The sequence below is a fragment of the Roseateles sp. GW821-FHT09G03 genome (assembly GCF_059416045.1).
Genome location: NZ_JBWKOK010000001.1, coordinates 1,155,356 through 1,174,237, shown reverse-complemented (window position 1 = coordinate 1,174,237; position 18,882 = coordinate 1,155,356). Strand labels below are relative to the sequence as shown.

The following is an 18,882-nucleotide window of genomic DNA, read 5'->3' as shown; positions in this document are numbered from 1 at the left end:
CGCGTCAACGGCCTTCATGCCGTGGGGATATCGACGGCGCAGGGCTCTTGAGAGAATGCGGTCATGAGCAAGCAGAGCCAGACCCCGACCAGCCCGAGTTCCAAGGACAGGATCCTGGAGGTGGCGACGCGGATCGCGCAGGCGCACGGATACGGCGGCTTGAATCTGCGCACGCTGGCGGACGAGGTCGGCATCAAGGCGGCCAGTCTCTACCACCACTTCCCGAGCAAGGCGGACCTGGCGACGGCCGTCGCGCAGCGGTACTGGGAAGGTGCGGGAGCGGCGCTGGAAGCGATCTCCGAGGCGACCCCCGATGCGATCGAGCGTCTGCGCAAGTTCCCGGGCACGTTCCGCACGGCGCTGACCAACGACAACCGCATGTGCATGGCCAGTTTCATGACGGCCGAGTACGACGATCTGCCCGGCGGCGTGAGGAAGGAAGTCCAGGCCTTCGCCGACGTCAATGTGGCGTGGCTGGCCAGGACGCTGGTGGCGGCGGGGATCGTCGGCACGCGGGAGTCGAAGAAGCGCGCGCAGGCGATCTATGCGGCGGTCGCCGGGGCGCAGCTGATGGCGCGAGGGCGTTCGGACATCAAGCTGTTCGATGCGTTGATCGACAACTACCGGGCGGCGGGGTTGTTGCCATGACGAATCCGGCTGTCGTGCGCTGAGATCCTGCGAATCGGCAAGCTCGAAGCAGCAGCTCCTGGCGTCAAGGTCAGTCGAGTCGCAGCAACGCTGCCGCCTCCCGCAAGTCGGCCGTTCCGAATCCCTCGGTGAATCGCTCGCGCACCGACCGCAGCACCGTAAGGGCTTCCTCCTCGTCAGCGCTGCCGGCCCGCAACCGGACCAGGCTCATCGCCGCGCGCAGTTCCCAAGTCAGCGCGCCTTGTGCCCGGGCCATCTCCAGGGCACGTCCGTACCACGCCGCAGCGCCTTCAAGCGCCGATGCCGGGCGCGCCGACTTCGCGAGCAGCTCGCCCTTGATCCGCAACGCCTCGGGCAGGTACCAGCGTTCTCCATGGCGCTCGCATCCGTCCAGGGCTTCATCGATGGTCGACAGCGCCTCGACCGACCTGTCCGCAAGGCTCAGGCCCTTGGCCAGCGCGCACAGGTAATGGGTGCGGCGCAGCTGGAAACCCGCCGCGAGCAGCTTGCGCGTCGCGGCTTCCAGCAGCGGGACGCCTGCGACGTCGCCGCGGTCCAGCAGCGCGATGCTCTGGAGGCAGTAGGCGTGCTGGCCGAAGAGGGCCAGGTCGTTCCGGGCCAGCAGATCCGCCAGGCAGTCCAGGTAATACGCCGCGGCCAGCCAATCGCCCACGTGCAGGGCCAGTGGCACGGCGCACTGCCCCAAGGCGCCCAGCAGGGACAGGGGATGGTCTGCGCGGCGCGCGTCGTCCACGGCTGCCTGGGCCATGCGCATGGCTTGATCCACCTGACCCTGCAGCCAGAAGATGCTCGCCAGCGTGCCCCGCGCCATGCTGACGGGCTCGAACTGGAAGCGGGCGACGTGAGTCGGCCCCGCCTGTGGGACGCCGTCGCTGAACATGCACTCGGCGCGACGCCGCGCGCCCGACAGCCGGCCCAGGTACATCAGCGTGGTGCCGAGCAGGCGTTCCCCGTTCATCCGGTCCACGCGGTCGCCGTGCGCGCGCGCCACGGCGAGAAAGCGCCGCAGGTAGCCCAGCGCGCCGCGATAGTCGCCCGCGAAGTGCGCGTGCAGCGGCAAGCCCCACAGCAGGCGGAGCTGATGCTCGACGTCGTGAAGCTCATCGGCCGTCGCCAGGGCCTCGCTCCACAGCGTGGCGATGTCGGACTGGGGTCCCCGCGTGTGCAGCAGCGCCGTCCCGAGCGCCGTCTTGAGCACCATGCGCTCGCGCGGTCCCAGGTGAGGCAACAGACGATCGTCGGCGAGCAGGCGTTCGACGTTGTCGCGGCACTCCGTGAGCAGCGACTGCCGCGTCCACATCGGCAAGGCGGCGATCGCGAGCGCCACGGCCAGCTCCGGGCTGCCTGCGGGCGAGGTCGCCCAGGCGAGGGCGGCGCGCACGTCCGCGATGCATGGCGCTTCGCCGGTGCTCTCCGGTGCGTCGCAGCGCCCCAGTGTCTCGAGGACATGCCCGGCATGGCGTCGTCGCAGGTCCCCGTGTTCCCCGCTCTCCTCGAGCTTCTGCGCGGCGTAGGCCCGGGTGGCCTCCAGCAGGCGGTATCGACCGGACCGGGCGTCGATGCTGGTGGACACCAGCGACTTGGCCACGAGTCCTTCCAGCGACTCGTCGATGTCGCCGCCGTCCTCCACCACCGTCCGGGCCGCGTTCAGCGTGAAGTCGCCCGAGAACACCGACAGCTGACGCAGCACCCGGCGTTCGCCGGGCGTGAGCAGTTCGTGGCTCCAGTCCAGCGTGGCGGACAGGCTGGCATGTCGCGGCGGCCCGCTGCGCCAGCTCATCTGGATGAGCCGCCGCCGGTTCTCCAGCAACGCCGCGAGTTCGCGGAGACTGAAGGCGTCCACGCGCGATGCCGTCAGCTCGATCGCCAGCGGAAGACCCTCGAGCCTGCCGCAGATGTCGGCGACGAAGGCGACGTCCGCGTCGGCGATCTCGAAACGGTCATCGCGGATGGTGGCCCGATCGACGAACAGCCGCACGGCCGGGAACGCCAGGGCGTCGGCGAGCGTGCGCGCCTCGTGGTCCTGCGGAAACGCGAGCGGCGGCAGCCGGTACACGGTCTCGCCCGCGACGCGAAGCGCCTCGCGCGCGGTCGCGAGAAGGCGCATGCCGGGCGCGGAGCCGAGGAGCCGTGTGGCGAGCGAGGCGATCGCATCGAGCACGCCTTCGCAGTTGTCCAGCACCACCAGCAGACGCCGCTGACGCAGGGCCATGGCCAAGGCGGTCAGGGGGTCGTCGGAGCGGACGGTCACGCCCAGCGCCTCCGCCACGACGGCGGGCACGAAGCGCGCGTCGGACACCACGCCGAGGTCGACGAAACACGCGCCGCCCTCGAAGGACGCCGCCAGCGTCTGCGCGACGACGACGGCGACCGTCGTCTTGCCCATGCCGCCCGGGCCGACGATGGACACGAGGCGCCGCTCGCGCAGCGCCTCGGCGATCGATGCCACGGCCGACTCGCGGCCGATCGGCTGGAAGGGCAGGCAGGGCAGGGAGGACACGGAAAGCGGCGGCGCGACCGGCGCCATCGGCGGGGACGTCGCGACCGCGACCGCGACCGGCGGCGGTGTCGCCGTGGACGCCACGGCCGCGACGAACATGTAGCCGCGGCCCGGCACGTTGACCATGTAGCGCCGCGTCTCGGGCGAGTCGCCCAGCACCTGGCGCAACTCGGACACGGCGACCTTCAGGCTGCCTTCGCCGACGACCAGGTCGGGCCAGGCACGCGCCATCAGCTCGCGCTTCGTGACGACTTCGCCCGGACGTTCCACCAGGGCCATCAGCACGTCCAGCGCGCGGCTTCCGAGTGACACCGCCGCGTCGTCCCGCAGCAGCGTGCGCCGGCCCGGCAGCAGCCGGAAGGGTCCGAAGGCATGACTGGACTCGCCAGGGTGCTGGGAGGGAGCGGGCATGGTGCGGAGCTTCGCCCTCCCGCTCGCGCACTGTCAATCGGGCGGCGCCCCCGGGTCGATCGACCCGGGGGCGCGGAGCACGGGCCGTCAGCGCTTGCGCAGGCGTGCCGCCAGGGCGTTGTCGAAGACCGCCTTCACCGGCCCCAGCGCCTGCACGAATTCGAGCTGCTCGCCTTCCGGTCCCTTGGCATAGATGAGTCGCCAGCCGTTGGACTTGCCCTCCGTGATGCCGTTGGAGTTGGCGTCCTGCGGCGCCGCGATGCGCTGCGCCTCGGAGGCCACGGTGACCACGCGGTTCGCCTTCACCTGCGTCATGCCGCGCCGCGCGCTCTCGGCCTCCAGGTCGCGGATGAAGACGTTGAAGTCGACGTCGTCGCGGAGGTGGAAGCAGATGTGCATGGACCGCGGATAGGCGGGGCTCATCGGGTCGCGCGGCTCGGCGAAGCTGTCGCCGCCGCCCATCGGCTGCGTCGCGTCGCGGTACTGCAGCAGCTCGATGACGACGTTGTCGAACTGGATGAAGCGCACGTCCAGCCGCTGGGCGCCACTGCGCAGGTCGGGGATGCCGCGGGTGCGCGGATTGACCTTGAGCTCGCGCGCCAGGATCTCCTCATCGAGGAGCAACGTGTTCTGGATGCGCTCGCCCTGGAAGTCGCCGTCGCGCATCACCTCGGTGCCGCCCAGCACCTCCGTGTAGAAGGCGAAGGCCCGGTCCATGTTCTGGACGGTGACGCCGAAATGCTGGACGCCCTGCAGCCGGGCACCCAGCGGCGCGCGGTTGCGATCCGTCGTGATGCGGATGGGGGCCGGCGTCGCACCGGCTGCCTGTGCGGCGAACGGCGCCGCGACGACGGCCAGCGCTGCGGCGCCCGCGGCCCGCAGAGAGTCGCGACGCGACGGGTCGACGTTGTCGGAAGCGTCGGAGGTGTTTGTGTTGTTCATGGGAACTCCTTGTTGGTGGTGGATCAACGGCCGGGTTGGCCTTGCGTGCCGGTCCAGACGCGCGTGATCAGATAGGGCGGGCGGCCGGTATCGGTCTTGCCCGTGAAGATGGGATTGCGATGCAGCTGGTTGACGGCCACGTAGAGCCATGAGTCCTGGCCGAAGTGGGCGTTGTCGGGCCACAGGAAACGCGGATCGCGCACCAGCGGCTTGAGCTCGCCGGTCTTCGTGAGCACGTCGATGCCGTTCTCCGGCAGGTTGGTGATGAAGTGGTTGCCTTCGGCGTCGGTCGCCGCGCCGTCGGAGATGGGCTTGGGGCCGACGCGCCGGACGCCCGCGGACACCTGCTCGTCGGGCGCGTTGTCGCGGAACAGCCGGGTCGGCACGGAGAACCAGCTCTTCCCGTTCATGGCGCCGTAGTACAGCGTCTGGCCGTCGGCCGACAGCGTGATCGGGTTGATGCCGACGCGCGCGGGGCCGAGCTTGCCGCCTTCGCCGGGGAAGAGCAGCGACTGGCCTTCGACGACCAGTTCCACTTCCTCGCCCTGCAGCGACGCGTCGCCGGCGAAGCGGCGCGACGTGCCGCGCTGGATGTCGACGACCACGATGGCCGGGTCGAGGCCGCAGTCCGCGATGTAGACGAAGCCGCGCTCGGCGTCGACGGCCAGGTCCTGCAGGATCTGGCCTTCCGGCGCCACCCACGTGTTGAAGTCGTGGCGGAACGCGAGCTTGCCTGTCTGGATGTCGAAGGCCAGCAGCTTGGGCGGTTGCGGCTTGTCCAGCCAGTTGCCGTGGTCGATGACCCAGAGGCGGTCCTGGCTGTCGATCACCACGCCGTGCGGCGTGTTCAGCACGTCGGGGCCGGAGCCGGGCGCGGCGTTCCAGCTTGCGTCCGGGAACGGCTTCCAGGTGTTGCGTCCGGTCAGCTCGATCAGTTGCACGGGGCCGCGACGCATGCCATGAATGCTGGCGAACACGCGGCCGGTCCGCGAGGCGGTGACATTGCCAGGCGTGATGTCGAGTTCGGCGACGATCTCCACCTGGCCGACCTTGGGCGCTTGAGCGTAGGTGGGCAGGCCGACCGTGAGCGCGAAGGCGAGGGGCGCGAGGGCGAAAGTGAGTCTTGAAATCATTCGGAATCCAGTGGTGGTTGGGGGTGCCGTCACTGTAGAAACCGAAGGCCTGGAGCGGGGGTTAAGAGCGGTCAAGGCGGGTCATGAGGGGTCAGACTCACGCCACTTCGGGCCGACCTGTCGGACCCTTCAACGGGTAAGTCTCCAGAAAGACCACCGCATCGACCATGCACCCGGCTCCATTCCCGGAGCGGGAGCATTTCCATGTCGTCTTTCCCCGTCCCTGCCGGCGCTGCCCGCGTACCGGCTCTCCTCCTCGTGTCAGGCCTGCTGCTGTCGGGCTGCGCCACGCCGCAGAACCCCGATCCCATCGAGCCCGTGAACCGCGCGACCTTCGCCCTGAACGAGGGGATCGACAAGGTCGTGCTCAAGCCGGTGGCCACCGTCTACAAGACGGTCGTGCCCACGCCGGTGCGCAGCGGCGTGACCAACTTCTTCTCCAACCTGGCCGACCCCTGGTCGGGCGCCAACCTGCTGCTGCAAGGGCGTTTCAAGGACGGCATGTCCGACTTCGCCCGCTTCGGCACGAACACGACCGTCGGCCTGCTGGGCTTCATGGACGTCGCCACCGGTTGGGGCATGCCGCGCCACGGTGATGGCTTCAGCGACACGCTCGGGGTCTGGGGCGTAGGCGGTGGCGCCTACGTCGTGCTGCCGCTGTTCGGACCGTCCGACCTGCGTGGCACCGCGTCCATTCCTGTCAACAGCTTCGACAGCCTGACCGGGCAGTTGGAGGATGCCGGCGCGCGAAATGCGTTCACCATCGTCGGCATGGTCGACAAGCGCGCCAACCTGCTCGACGTGACGAAGATGGTCGATGATGTCGCGCTCGACAAGTACCTGTTCGTGCGGGATGCCTATCTGCAGCGGCGGACGCAGCGGGAGATGGATCGGTCGGGCGCACCGCGCGTCGAGAGCGATGTGCCGAAGCTCGATGTGACTGAGCGTGAGGCGTCGAAACCCTGATACCGTCGCGCGGTCGCAGTCCATGGGGAACTGCGGGAACTCATGGGGCGGCCGGCGCCGCAATCACTGCGATGAACGAAAGCCTCTGGTACGAGGTCTGGGCAGACGACGGTCTCTCTCCTCCGTATCTGCTCCTGCTTCTGTGCGCGAAAGACGGGTCCGGCTTCGAAGTCTTCGACCCGGTAGAGAAGCGCAGCCCGTTCCGGTCTGCCGACTACGAAGAGGCGCGGCTCTGGTTGCTTGAGGATGAGTTCACGCAGGTGCTGGGGCGCATGTCCATCGACATCGGGCTTCAGCGCGATTGATGCCGACCAGTCCTGGATGCGTGATCGTCGATGGGGGATGAATGACTCTGAGACCGTACCCGCAAGGGCTTGACTTCCTATGGCTGGCATCAGATCGGCATGGACACGTGGGCGCGTTCATCACTGCGGGGATGGGGCCATTGCCCGAGGCGGCGCTTGATCCCCTTCGGTCTTCCATCGAAGACGTAGAGGAGCAACTACTGCCGTTGCCCCGCATGTCTCGCGCTGAACTTCTCGTGTCCGTCAATCGGCCCGATGACTTCATCGATCTTGCCGAGCGGGGACTGTTCGTCTTCGACTGGACCGACATCCACCGGACGTCTCGCGGGGCGTCGCAGATGTACGAGCCCGTGGCCGTACCGTCCGAGCCCCTCACGGTGGGCGCGCTTCCCGGAGTTCTGGTGGACCTCGCCAACACTCTGCGACTTGCGGACGTCGCATTCTCGGAGCGTCGAGCCGTGAACGTCCGCGCTGCTTTCAGCTGCGTTGAAGCCGCGCCCTGAGCGAATGAAGGTAAGAGGTGCCAGGACTTGCATCGACGTTTGAGGTCACAGTCTGTGACTTCAAAGCGCCGGATGCTTCGACCGATTCAGCAACGCCGCGGCGGGTCAGTTCCCAGGGCCGCGCCAGTCCATCTGCAAGCCATGAAGCGAGATCGCGTCCTCACTGTCAACGACTACTACGACGGGCCCAGGCTCGGCATCGCTGAAGTAGATGGCTTGCCGCACATCTACGAATCAGAATTCGATCACAGCGCTGACGAGTATGGCGACACCTACTTCGTCTCGCCTGTCGATGCCGAGTTGATGGCGCTTGTGATCGAGGACTCGGAAATATTCTCTCGATGGGATGCCGCATACCGGCGCGGGGAGGTCACGATCGACAGTCATCCGGCCTTGCCAGACGAGCGTCTCCGCCACGAAGAATTGAAGGCCGCTGTCGGTGATCGACTTCGTACTGATCCTGAAAATCGGCGTTATTACAGAGCGATTTTCCATCGTGCCGAGCACGCTCGTGATTGGGACGACCTGATGGTTGAATGGGTGCCCGCCGTGCTCAGGCCGTGATCGGCTCGAGCACATGAAGTACCGCGAAGTTCATCGCCATCAGCCCGCTCATCAGGCTTGAGTTCAACAGCCCCGGCGACGGAGCGGCGCAGAAGCACTCACCGTCGCTTCGGGGTTGCCCTGTCCTTCGACTTCTTGGCCGACCCGCCAACCAGGCCATCCCATCCCGCCATGGCGATCTCCGCCACGGTCTGGAGTTCCGACCGTTCGGCGCCGTCGCGCGCGCGGATCGCCATCCCGCTCTGCACGGTCTGCAGGTACCTCGCGAGGTGGGTGATGTCGAGGGAAGCGGGCAGCTCGCCATCCGCCACGGCCTGCGCCAGGCGCGCCGAGAGCACCTCGAACGCGCCGCCCCGGGCGCTCTTCATCAGGTCGGCGAGTTCCGCATGGCCGTCGCTGCCCACCACGCCCAGCGTGACCAGGCAGCCGTGGGGCAGGTCGCTGTCCGATCCCGTCATCGCGGCCGCCGAGTCCCACAGATAGGCGAACGCCGCGTCGCGCGCCGTGGCCGCTTCGCGGAACCGGCCCAGCACGAGGTCCTCGAAGGTGGTGGTGTAGAGCCGGAGCGTCTCGGCATACAGGTCGTCCTTGGATCCGAAAGCGGCATAGAGGCTGGTCGTGCCGACGCCCAGCACCGCCGTCAGATCCGCGATCGACGTGGCCTCATAGCCCTTGACCCAGAAGAGCTTCATGGCCTTCATCAAGGCGTCCTCCCGATCGAAGGCACGTGGCCGCCCACGGCTGCGCGGCGGGGCGCTCACGGGCTGCGCCGGCTCCGGAATTTCTTTTTGCAGTGATCGCTTCATAAATTGCTTGACTCCTTCGTTGCCACGATCTTACTATTAATGCATCGATCACTGCATAAATTACGAATCATGAACACCTTCTCTGGAACCCTCAATGGAAAACGTGCCCTGGTCACCGGCGGCTCCCGTGGCATCGGGGCGGCCATCGCCGTCGCGCTGGCTGAGAACGGCGCGGATGTCGCGCTGACCTATCAGAGCTCGCCCGAGCGTGCCCAGGCGGTCGTGGCCTCGATCGAGCGGCTCGGCCGGCGCGCCGTGGCCATCCAGGCCGACAGCGCGGATCCCGCCGCCATCAAGCGCTCGGTCGACGAGGCCGTCGGCGCGCTGGGTGGGCTGGACATCCTCGTCAACAACGCCGGGATCGCGCGCTACAGCGCGATCGCCGACTTCAGCGTCGAAGACATCGACGCGCTGCTCGCGGTCAATGTCCGCGGCCCCGTGCTGGCGACGCAGGCGGCGATCCCGCACCTCGGCGCGGGCGGCCGCGTGATCACCATCGGCTCGGCCGGGGCGGACCGCATCGTCGGCTCGCCGGGCACGGTGTACTACATGACCAAGTCGGCGCTTCAGTCGTTCACCCGCGGGCTGGCGCAGGAGCTGGGTCCGAAGGACATCACCGCCAACCTCGTGCAGCCGGGCTCGACCGACACCGACATGAATCCCGCCAACGGCGAGAGCGCGGACTACCAGCGCGGCCTCACGCCGCTGGGCCGGTTCGCCGCGCCGGCGGACATCGCCGCGGCGGTCACCTTCCTCGCGAGCCCGGGGGCAAGACATGTCACCGGCACCATCGTCACCGTCGACGGCGGTCTGCTGACCTGAGTCCATCGCACGCGTCGGAGGCGATCACGCACTCAAGCCGTGATCACCTCCAGCACATGCAGCATCGCGAAAATCATCGCCATCAAGCCGGTCATCAGGCTTGAGTTCAAGAGGAACTTCAAGGCCTTGTAGGCGCGGCGGCGTTCGGTCTTCAAGCGCAGCGAACGCTCGCGCAGCGGTGCGAGTCGCGCGAAGAGCGCGCTGAACACGCCGCGCTCGTCCTCCGCCGTGTTGGCCACCAGGGTGCCGCGTGCGATCAAGCGATAGCCCGCGTGGATCATCCGTCCCAAGACATTCATCGGCCGGTCGACATCGCACATCAGGATCAGCCGCGACCGGTCCGTCGCGTTGTGGGCGTTGTGGGGATAGGTCTCGTCGAAGATGAAGTCCTGCCCGTCCCTCCACACGCAGTCCACGTCGTCCACCTGGATGTGGCAGGCCGGGTCGTTCGGCGTCTGCAGCCCCAGGTGGTACCGGAACGAGCAGGCCATCGGGTCCGCGTGCAGCGACAACTCCGAGCCCGGCGGCAGGATCGAGAACATCGCCCCGCGGATCTGCGGGACCTGCGCCAGCACGGCCACCGTGCGCGGGCACAGGCGCTGCGCCGAGCGGTGGGTCGTGCCGTACCACTTCAGGTAGAACTTGCTCCAGCCGCGCTTGTAGAAGGTGCGGAAACCGACGTCGTAGTACCCCGCCGAGCCTGCCGCCTTCGCGGCCTCGAACGCGCCGGCCGCCTCGAGCGCCAGCGCCTCGTCCCGGATCACGCGCCAGTTGGCGCGCAGCAGCTGGATATTGTCCAGATAGTCGGCGTCGAGCACCGGGCGGCGCGCCGCGGCCCGCGTCGTCATGTACATCAGGCAGTTGAGCGGCGCGAAGACCGGCCAGCTCTTGCGCAGGTACTGGGTGAAGCTCGCATAGCGGCGGCGGCCACGCCATCGGTAGACGTAGGCGATGCAGGCAGCGGTGTACGCCGCCACGGCCAGGAGGCCGAGGACACTGAAGCTCATGGGGCAGGAGGGACCGGTTGGATGTCTGTATCGCGCTGGATGGGCCTGGGGTGCCCGATACGCTGGGTCCGCCTGATGCGCACGATGAAGTCGTCCACCAGACTGTAGACGACCGGAATGACAAGCAGACTAAGGAAAGTCGAGGTGATCAGACCGCCAATGACGACGATGGCCATCGGGGAGCGGAAGCTCGGATCGCCGACGTAACCCAGCGCGACCGGCAGCATGCCGGCGCCCATCGCGATCGTCGTCATGACGATGGGTCGCGCGCGCTTGCGGCAGGCGTCGACGATCGCCTCCATGCGGCCGAGGCCGTGATCGCGGCGCGCGATGACGATGTAGTCGATCAGCAGGATCGAGTTCTTCGTCGCCACGCCCATCAGCATGATCAAGCCGATCATCGACGGCATCGACAAGGTCGAGCCGGCCAGGAACAGCGCCAGCATCGCCCCCGGCACCGACAGCACCAGCGCGATCAGGATGGTCAGCGGCTGCACGAAGTTGTTGAGCAGCAGCGCCAGCACCATGTAGATGCAGAGCACGCCCGTCAGCATCGCCATGCCGAAGCCGGCCGCCATCTCGTCCATGTCTTCCGCGTCGCCGAGCGCGCCCAGCGTGACGCCGCGCGGCAGCTGTTTGAGCGCCGGCAGGGCGAGCACCTCGCGCTCGATCTCGCCGAGCGGCCGTCCGTTGGCCTCCACCTCGATGGTGATGGTGCGCAGGCGGTCCTGCCGCTGGATCTCCGACGGGCCGCTGCCGAAGTCCAGCGCGGCCACGTGCTCCAGCGGGACCGGCCCGCGCGCGCCGGGCACGGGCAGGCGGCGGATCGTGTCCAGGTCCTCGCGCGCGGCCTCGCTCAGCCGCACCATCACCGGCACCTGGCGCTCGCTCAGATTCAGCTTGGCGAGCGACTGCGCGTAGTCGCCCATCGTCGCCACCCGCAGCGTTTCCGCGATGGCGGCCGAGGTCACGCCGAGATCGCCCGCGCGGGCGAAGTCGGGCCGCACGCGCAGTTCCGGCCGGGCCACGCTGGCGGTGGAGCTCACCGCGCCGAGGCCGGGCAGCGTGCGCAGTTCCTGCTCGACCTGCGCGGCGTGCCGCTCCAGCGTGTCGGCGTCGTCGCCGGCCAGCGTCAGCTCGTAGCGGGCGCCGGAGCCGCCCGTGCCGACCTTCACCCGCACGCCGGGCAGCACGGCCAGACGCTCGCGCACCTGCGCCTCGATCTGCTGCTGCTTGAGGCCGTCGCCGCGGTCCGCGCGGGGTGTCAGCTGCAAGGTCAGCACGGCGGTGCGCACGTTGGCGGCACCGCCGTCATCGTCGCCCGGTCCGCTGCCGCCGGACCCGGCGGCCCCGATCACCGTGAACACCGAGTGCACGTGACGGTGCTCGCTCAGCAGCACGCGGGCGCGTTCGGCCATCGCCACCGTCTCCTTCAGCTTGCTGCCCGGCGGCAGCGTCAGCGTGACCTGCGTCTTGGCGCCGTCGTCGGGGGGGATGAAGGTCGTCGGCAACAGGAAGGCCAGGCCGATGCCGCCGATGAAGAAGGCCGTCGCCGCGACCACGGTGAGGGCGCGATGGCGCAGGCACCAGCGCGCCCAGCCGAGGTACACCCCCACCCAGCCGGGTTCGGGTTTGTGAGTGTGCTTCGGCGCGCGCAGCAGGTAGGCCGCCATCATCGGCGTGAGCAGGCGCGCGACCACCAGCGAGAACAGCACCGCGCCCGCCGCCGTCCAGCCGAACTGGACGAAGAACTTGCCTACCGTGCCGCTCATGAAGGCGGTCGGCAGGAACACCGCGACCAGCGTGAAGGTGGTGGCGATCACCGCCAGGCCGATCTCGTCGGCCGCCTCCATCGCCGCCTCGTACGGGGTCTTGCCCATCAGCAGATGGCGCTCGATGTTCTCGATCTCGACGATCGCGTCGTCGACGAGCACGCCCACCACCAGCGAGAGCGAGAGCAGGGTGACCGTGTTCAGCGTGAAGCCCATCCAGTGCATCAGCGCGAAGGTCGGGATCACCGACAAGGGCAGCGCCACCGCCGCGACGAAGGTCGCGCGCCAGTCCCTGAGGAACAGGAAGACCACCAGCACCGCGAGGGCCGCGCCCTCGACCAGCAGCCGCATCGAGCCGTCATAGTTCTCGACGATCTCGCCGGTGAAGTCGACCGCTTCCGTGAAGCGCAGGTCGGGCCGGCGGGCTTGCAGACTGGCGACGGCACGCCGCACGCCTTCGGCCACCTCCAGTTCGCCGAAGCCGCGCGCGCGGACGATCTCGAAGCCGACGACCGGCGATCCGTCCAGCAACGCGGCGGCGCGCGCCTCCGCGGCGGTGTCGGTCACCGTGGCCACCTGGCCGATGCGGATGCGCCGGCCGTCGGTCAGCGACAGCTCGATGGCGGCGATGTCCTCGGCGGTCTGCACCGTCGCGATCGTGCGCACCGATTGCTCGATGCCGCCGAGATCGACGCGCCCACCCGAGGCTTCCTGCTGCACTTCGCGCAACTGGCGCGAGATCTCCGCCGCCGTCGTGTTCAGCGCGAGCAGGCGTCGCGGGTCGAGCTCGACCCGCACCTCGCGCTCGAGGCCGCCGACGCGGTTCACCGCGCCCACGCCCGGCACGGCGAGCAAGGTCCTGCTGACCTCGTTGTCGATGTACCAGGACACCGCCTCGAGGTCCTGCCGCGGCGCGCCCACGGTGAAGCTCAGGATCGCCGAGCCGACGATCTCGACCTTCTTGACGACCGGGTCGCGCAGGTCCGCCGGCAGGTCGGCGCGCACCCGCGCGACCGCGTCGCGGACGTCGTCGACGGCCTGGTCGGTCGGCTTCTCGAGGCGGAACTCGATCGCGATCTCGGCCGCGCCGTCGGTCAGCGTCGTCTTCATGTGCTTGACGCCCTGGACCGTCGCCAGCGAGTTCTCGATCTTGCGCGCGACCTCCGTCTCCATCTGCGACGGCGAGGCGCCGGGCAGCGAGGCGGAGACGGAGACGCGCGGCACGTCGATGTCGGGGAAGTTCTGCACCTTCAGCGCGGAGAAGGCCATCAGGCCGAGCACGGTGAGCAGGACGAACAGCAGGATCGCGGGCGAGGGCTTGCGGATCGACCAGGAGGAGACGTTGATGTTCATTTCGCCTCACCCACGACGCGGACCAGATCGCTGTCGCCGAGGAAGGCGCCGCCGGACGCGACCACGCGGTCGGTACGGGCCAGGCCTTCGAGGATCTCCATCAGGTCGCCCGACTGGCGGCCGACCCGCACGCGGGTCGACGCGACGCGATCCTTGGTGTCGATCCGCATCACCTGATGCAGGCCGTCGCGCATCTGCACGGCACTGCGCGGCAGGACCATCGCGGCGCTGCTGCCCAGGTCGAAGTCGCCGTGCGCGTAGGTGCCGGCGCGCGCCGCGTGGTGGCGCGGCAGGTCGACATACACCAGCCCGTTGCGCGTGAGCGTGTCGACCGACGGCGCGATCATGCGCACGCGGCCTTCGACCGCGTCGCTGTTGACCAGCGTGACGCGCACGCGCTGCCCCGGCTTGAGGCCGGCCAGGTCAGGCGCGGCGATCTCCGCGCGCCATTCGACGCGGCCGCCGCGGATCATGCGGAACAGCTCCTGACCCGCCGGCACCACCGACCCCACCGTCGCCGCACGGGCGGAGATGACGCCGTCGTCCGGCGCGAGCACGCGGGTGTGCTTGAGCTTCAAAGACTGGCTGTCCTCGATCGCGCGGGCCGCGTCGAGCCGCGCCTGCGCGGACCGCGCGGCGGCCTCGTACTGCTGGATCTGCTGCGTCGACAGCGCGCCGCTTTCCTGCAGCGCCTGCGCGCGCTGCGCGTTGGCGGCGGCTTCCGCGAGCGCCACCGCGGCCTGCGCCACCTCGGCGCGGCGTTGCGCGAGTTCGGCGTTGACCGTGTCGGCGGAGAAGGTCGCCAGCACCTGGCCGCGACGGACCTCGTCCCCGACGTTCACCTTCACCTCGGTGAGGCGCAGGCCGTTGGCTTCGGAGCCGATCAGCGCCTCCTGCCAGGCCGTCACGTTGCCGTTGGCGGACAGGCGGATGGGCAGCGTGGCGGGCCGCAGCCGCGTGACGGCGACCGCGAGCGCGGCCTTCTCGCTGCGCGCGGCCGCGGGCTCGCTGGCCGCGGAGGAGGTCCCGACGAACTTGACGGCGAGGGCGGCGCAGAGCAGTGCCGCGCCCGCGACGGACAGCGTGAGCTTGAGGGAAGGAGTCATCATGGGCGGAGCGCTTCAGAGGAAGAATCGGAGGGGAAGAAGGTGGCCGACGCCGACGCCGACGCCGACGACATCGCAGTTGCCGATGCCGATGCCGATGCCGATGCCGATGGCGATGGCGATGGCGATGGCGATGGCGCCGAAGCGGGCGTGATCGACACGGCGGCGGTCGCGTCCGGCGCCTGATGGCGAGGCGGCGCGGCGTCGAGCGGCGCGGGCGAGGCCCAGCCGCCGCCGACGGCGCGATACAGCGAGATCCACGCGAGCAGCCGTTCGTGGCCCAGGTCGTTCAGCGTCCGCTGCGCGGTCAGCAGCGAGCGGCGCGCGTCCTCGACCTCGAACAGGCTGGAGGCGCCGGCCTCATAGCTGGCGGCGGTCGCACGGTAGGAACGGTCGTAGCCGCGTGCGGCGGCCGCGGCGTCTTCCTGCCGCAGGGCGGTGCTCTGCAGCGTGACGAGCGCGCTCTCGACCTCCTGGACGGCGGTGCGCAGCTTCGCCGCGTAGATCCGGATGGCGGCGCCGTGGCGCTCGCGCGCAGCCTCGGCGTTGGCGCGGCGCGTGCCGCCGTCGAAGAGCGGAAAGGTCACCGCGACCGGCCCCACGGTCCACACCGAGCCGTCGGTGCTGACCCCGGCGCTGCCGGACCGAGCGGTGCCGAGGTTGCCCGCGAGCGTGATGCGCGGCCAGCGCCGCGCCGCGGCCTGCGTCGCATCGGCGCTGGCGGCGGCGACGTCGCGTTCCGCGGCCTGGATGTCGGGTCGCTGCGCAAGGACCTCGGCTGGCAGCGAGGTCACACTGAATTCACGCGGCTGCGGCAGCCGGCTGGCGCGTGTGGCGAGCTCGGCGCGCAGGGCGGTCTCTTCGCGGGCGGTCAGCGCAACCAGCGATTTCACCAGCAGGTCGCAGGTCGTCAACTGCCGCATCAGCGCGACCCGGCCTTCCGCCGCGCTGGCCTGCGCGAGCGCGGCGGCGGCCGGCGATCGTGCGCCCGCCTGGGTGGCCTGCGTGGTCAGCTGCGCGATGCGCAGTCGCGACGCGGCGTCCTGGTCGAGCTGATGGGCTTGCGCTTCGCAGACGCGCAGGTCGGCGTAGGCGCTCGCGACTTCAGCGGCGACGGAGACCCGCGCGCCGTGCCAGGCGGCCTGTGACGACGCGAATCGCGCCTGCGCCGCCTGCGCGCCGGCGCGCTGGGCGCCGAAGACGTCCAGCTCCCACTGCAGCTGCACGCTGGCGGACGCCGACTTGACGAGCGGCGCGCCGGGCTCGGGCCGCGAGCGGGAGGCGCTTGCGCCGAGGTCGACGGTGGGCAGCAGCGCCGCTACTCCGGCCTGACGCGCGGCGCGTGCGTCGGCGATGTTGGCGGCGGCGGTGGCGACGGTCGGGCTCGCGTCCTGCGCATCGGTGACCAGCGTCGCGAGCAGCGGATCGTCGAACTGCGACCACCAGCGGCGCAGGTCCGTCGTCTGGCCGTCGTGCGGCAGGGGCGCCTGCCACTGCGCGGGCACCGCCACGGTGCCCGGCGAGGGGTCAGGACTTGCCAACGACGACAGCGCGCCGCAGGCGCTCAGGAGCGGCAGACCCAGAAGGGCGACAGGAAGGGCGAAAGGAAGGGAGCGTCGGTGCATGGGGCGCGACTGTCCCGTCGGCCGTCTTTCCGTATCCTTACCGGCGTACGGTAAGTCCTCAGTAAGACACCGGCGCCGAGGATGCGGGCTCCAATCACCGCCCCTCCCGGGAACTTCTCATGGCACCGCAGACACGACTCCTTCCGCAAGCCCTCCGCGCGTTCACCGGCGCGCGCTCCCCGTTCTCCCGCGCCGTTCTCTCTTCCGCCGCCGTTCTCTGCGTGTCGGCCCCGCTGTCCGCGCTGGCGGCCGGCCCGGGCGGTCCCGGCGGTCCTGGCGGCAAGGAAGGCGAATCGTCGTGGGGCCTGGGCGTCGGCGCCGTGAGCTCCCAGAAGGCCTACACCGGCTACGACCGCGAGACCAAGGTGCTGCCGATCATCAGTTACGAGAACCGCTGGGTGAAGGTCGCCGGGCTGGGGGTCACGGCCAAGCTGCCGAGCTGGACCATCAACCCGTCGCAGCGCGTCGACTTCGGCCTGGTGGCCAAGCTGGACCTCGGCGGTTACGAGCAGGACGACGCGCCCATCCTCAACGGCATGGCCGAACGCAAGGGCGGCGTGTGGCTCGGCGCCAAGGCCGAGTGGAAGACCGATCTGTTCGACCTCGGCGGCGAATGGACGGCCGATGCCTCCGGCAACAGCAAGGGCCAGAAATTCGCGCTGACGCTGGAGAAGACCTGGCGCCTTGGGGGACAGGTGATGCTCACGCCGCGCCTGGGCGCGAACTGGGTCGACAAGAAGTACGTCGACTACTACTACGGCGTCCGCGCCGACGAGGCCCGCGCCGGCCGCGCGTTCTACCAGGGCAAGTCGACGACCAACGCCGAGGTGGGTCTGCGCACGATGTACCTGTTCAACCAGCACCACGCGATGCTGCTGGACCTGAGCGTCACGTCGCTGGGCAGCGGCATCAAGGACAGCTCGCTGGTCGACCGTTCGACGGAGAATCGCGTCTTCGTGGGCTATCAGTACCGCTTCTGATGCTTCAGGGCCGCAGCGCGCCGACCGGAGACCGTCCGACGTGAAACCCGGGTGGATGAACAGCCTCACCGCGAAGGTGCTGGTGGCCTACCTCGTCGGGGTCGTGCTGACGGTGGCGACGCTGGTGCTCGTCTTCGACGGCGTGACGCGCTGGCGCGGCACGCTGTACTTCGACGAGGACATCTCCGAATTCGCCGAGGAGCTCTCGGAGAAGCTCGTGTTCGACGCGACCGGCAGGCCGGTCGGTTTCAACGAGACCGCCCGGCAGTACGAGTGGATGTACGTCAAGCTGAAGGACGACCTGGCCTACCGGCTGCTGGACGCGTCGGGCCGGGTCGTGCTCGCGTCGCCGGACTCGGACGCCTTCTGGGCCGCGGGTGGCCCGGGCGCGCTCCGGCTGAAGCAGGGCAACTTCTCGTTCGAGTACCGCGGCCAGTCGATGCGCGGCGCCACCGAGGTGGTCCGCCACGGCGGCCGTGCCTGGTACTTCCAGCAGGCCGGCAGCGCGCGGCTCTTCGAGCTCTTCCACGTGGAGTTCGCGATGCCCTTCATGAGCAAGGGCATGGGGCTGTTCGCCACGACGCTGTTGCTGGTCTTCGGCGTCTGCGCCTACTTGACTCTAAGGCGTGTCCTCAAGCCGCTGCACGAGGTCTCGGCCTCGGCGGCGGCGATCTCGCCACGCTCGGTGCATGGGCGGCTGCAGGTCGACCGCGTGCCGACGGAGATCGTCCCGCTGGTCGAGAGCTTCAACCGCGCGCTGGACCGGCTGGAGCGCGGCTACCGCGTGCAGCAGGAGTTCCTCGGCACGGCGGCGCATGAGCTCAAGACCCCGCTGGCGCTGATCCGCGCGCAGGTGGAGCTGATGGCGGCGGGCAAGGAGCCGGAGATGCTGCTGCAGGACGTCGAGCACATGACGCGGCAGGTGCAGCAGCTGCTGTTGCTGGCCGAGGCGAGCGAGACGCAGAACTACGTCTTCGCGCCCACCGACGTGGTCGGGGCGGCGCGCGAGGCGGTCGACTACCTGACCCGGATGTCGGCGGCGCGCGGTGTGGACCTCGATGTCGTGGCCGGCCCCGCGGACGAGGCGGTGATGTGGGACGCGGACCGCGGCGCGCTGTTCACGCTGCTCAAGAACCTGTTGGAGAACGCCATCCAGCACGCGCCGGCCGGCAGCCTCGTGAGCGTGGAGATCGAGGCCGACCGGTTGTCCGTCCGCGATCGCGGGCCGGGCGTGGCGCCGCACCAGCTGTCGCGGATGTTCGCGCGCTTCTGGCGCGGCGCGCATCGCCGCGACCATGGTGCCGGCCTCGGCCTGGCGATCTGCCAGGAGATCGCCGAAGCGCATGGGTGGACGCTGTCCGCGCAGCCCGAGGACCCGGGGCTGCGGATGGTGGTGACGAAAGGCTGAAGCGCGGCCG

16 protein-coding genes are annotated in these 18,882 nt (G+C 69.5%); 8 read left to right on the top strand and 8 right to left on the bottom strand.

Annotated elements, in window-relative coordinates:
- The first annotated feature begins 63 nt into the window (after positions 1–63).
- Positions 64–648 carry a TetR/AcrR family transcriptional regulator gene (locus AC07OZ_RS05210; protein ID WP_495466086.1) on the top strand — a complete coding sequence of 195 codons (585 nt, stop codon included), beginning with the start codon at positions 64–66 and terminating at the stop codon, positions 646–648.
- Between the two features lie 70 nt (positions 649–718).
- Here the strand turns inward: AC07OZ_RS05210 and AC07OZ_RS05205 are convergent, their stop codons facing one another.
- The 3 genes from AC07OZ_RS05205 to AC07OZ_RS05195 all read right to left on the bottom strand — a co-directional run bounded on the left by AC07OZ_RS05205 (position 719) and on the right by AC07OZ_RS05195 (position 5,655).
- Entirely contained in the window at positions 719–3,580 is a 2,862-nt protein-coding gene (locus tag AC07OZ_RS05205) for an ATP-binding protein (protein ID WP_495466085.1), read from the bottom strand.
- 87 nt (positions 3,581–3,667) lie between these two features.
- A complete protein-coding gene (locus tag AC07OZ_RS05200; protein WP_495466084.1) occupies positions 3,668–4,522 on the bottom strand; it encodes a VOC family protein in 855 nt (284 codons plus the stop codon).
- Positions 4,523–4,545: 23 nt separating this feature from the next.
- A complete protein-coding gene (locus AC07OZ_RS05195) occupies positions 4,546–5,655 on the bottom strand; it encodes an L-dopachrome tautomerase-related protein (RefSeq protein WP_495466083.1) in 1,110 nt (369 codons plus the stop codon).
- A 204-nt stretch (positions 5,656–5,859) separates the two neighbouring features.
- Between AC07OZ_RS05195 and AC07OZ_RS05190 the strand changes: the two genes are divergently transcribed.
- The 4 genes from AC07OZ_RS05190 (at position 5,860) to AC07OZ_RS05175 (ending at position 7,993) form a co-directional block, all read left to right on the top strand.
- Complete coding sequence (locus AC07OZ_RS05190; RefSeq protein WP_495466082.1) at positions 5,860–6,621, top strand: MlaA family lipoprotein; 762 nt, start codon at positions 5,860–5,862, stop codon at positions 6,619–6,621.
- Positions 6,622–6,692: 71 nt separating this feature from the next.
- Positions 6,693–6,926, top strand: coding sequence for a hypothetical protein (locus AC07OZ_RS05185; protein ID WP_495466081.1), 234 nt, complete (start codon positions 6,693–6,695; stop codon positions 6,924–6,926).
- A gap of 107 nt (positions 6,927–7,033) precedes the next feature.
- Positions 7,034–7,429 carry a hypothetical protein gene (locus tag AC07OZ_RS05180; RefSeq protein WP_495466080.1) on the top strand — a complete coding sequence of 132 codons (396 nt, stop codon included), beginning with the start codon at positions 7,034–7,036 and terminating at the stop codon, positions 7,427–7,429.
- 141 nt (positions 7,430–7,570) lie between these two features.
- Positions 7,571–7,993 carry a hypothetical protein gene (locus tag AC07OZ_RS05175; protein ID WP_495466079.1) on the top strand — a complete coding sequence of 141 codons (423 nt, stop codon included), beginning with the start codon at positions 7,571–7,573 and terminating at the stop codon, positions 7,991–7,993.
- 98 nt (positions 7,994–8,091) lie between these two features.
- Here AC07OZ_RS05175 and AC07OZ_RS05170 read toward each other — a convergent pair whose 3' ends face one another.
- Positions 8,092–8,694, bottom strand: coding sequence for a TetR/AcrR family transcriptional regulator (locus tag AC07OZ_RS05170; protein ID WP_495466078.1), 603 nt, complete (start codon positions 8,692–8,694; stop codon positions 8,092–8,094).
- A 174-nt stretch (positions 8,695–8,868) separates the two neighbouring features.
- Here AC07OZ_RS05170 and AC07OZ_RS05165 point away from each other — a divergent pair, with 174 nt between their 5' ends.
- Positions 8,869–9,621, top strand: coding sequence for an SDR family NAD(P)-dependent oxidoreductase (locus AC07OZ_RS05165; RefSeq protein ID WP_495466077.1), 753 nt, complete (start codon positions 8,869–8,871; stop codon positions 9,619–9,621).
- Positions 9,622–9,653: 32 nt separating this feature from the next.
- Here the strand turns inward: AC07OZ_RS05165 and AC07OZ_RS05160 are convergent, their stop codons facing one another.
- From AC07OZ_RS05160 to AC07OZ_RS05145, 4 genes are read right to left on the bottom strand one after another with little or no spacing between them, the layout of a single operon-like run.
- On the bottom strand, positions 9,654–10,628 hold the full coding sequence (locus tag AC07OZ_RS05160) for an aspartyl/asparaginyl beta-hydroxylase domain-containing protein (protein WP_495466076.1): 975 nt from the start codon (positions 10,626–10,628) through the stop codon (positions 9,654–9,656).
- A complete protein-coding gene (locus AC07OZ_RS05155; protein ID WP_495466075.1) occupies positions 10,625–13,753 on the bottom strand; it encodes an efflux RND transporter permease subunit in 3,129 nt (1,042 codons plus the stop codon). Before AC07OZ_RS05155 ends, AC07OZ_RS05160 begins: the two co-directional genes overlap by 4 nt.
- Positions 13,750–14,862, bottom strand: a complete 1,113-nt coding sequence (locus AC07OZ_RS05150) for an efflux RND transporter periplasmic adaptor subunit (protein ID WP_495466074.1) — start codon at positions 14,860–14,862, stop codon at positions 13,750–13,752. The genes AC07OZ_RS05155 and AC07OZ_RS05150 overlap by 4 nt, the downstream gene beginning before the upstream one ends.
- Complete coding sequence (locus AC07OZ_RS05145; protein ID WP_495466073.1) at positions 14,859–16,484, bottom strand: efflux transporter outer membrane subunit; 1,626 nt, start codon at positions 16,482–16,484, stop codon at positions 14,859–14,861. Before AC07OZ_RS05145 ends, AC07OZ_RS05150 begins: the two co-directional genes overlap by 4 nt.
- Positions 16,485–16,603: 119 nt before the next feature.
- On the opposite strand from AC07OZ_RS05145, the gene AC07OZ_RS05140 reads away from it, so the two are divergent.
- Positions 16,604–17,464, top strand: a complete 861-nt coding sequence (locus AC07OZ_RS05140; RefSeq protein ID WP_495466072.1) for a MipA/OmpV family protein — start codon at positions 16,604–16,606, stop codon at positions 17,462–17,464.
- A 55-nt stretch (positions 17,465–17,519) separates the two neighbouring features.
- Entirely contained in the window at positions 17,520–18,872 is a 1,353-nt protein-coding gene (locus AC07OZ_RS05135) for a sensor histidine kinase (protein WP_495466071.1), read from the top strand.
- The last annotated feature ends 10 nt before the right edge of the window (positions 18,873–18,882 follow it).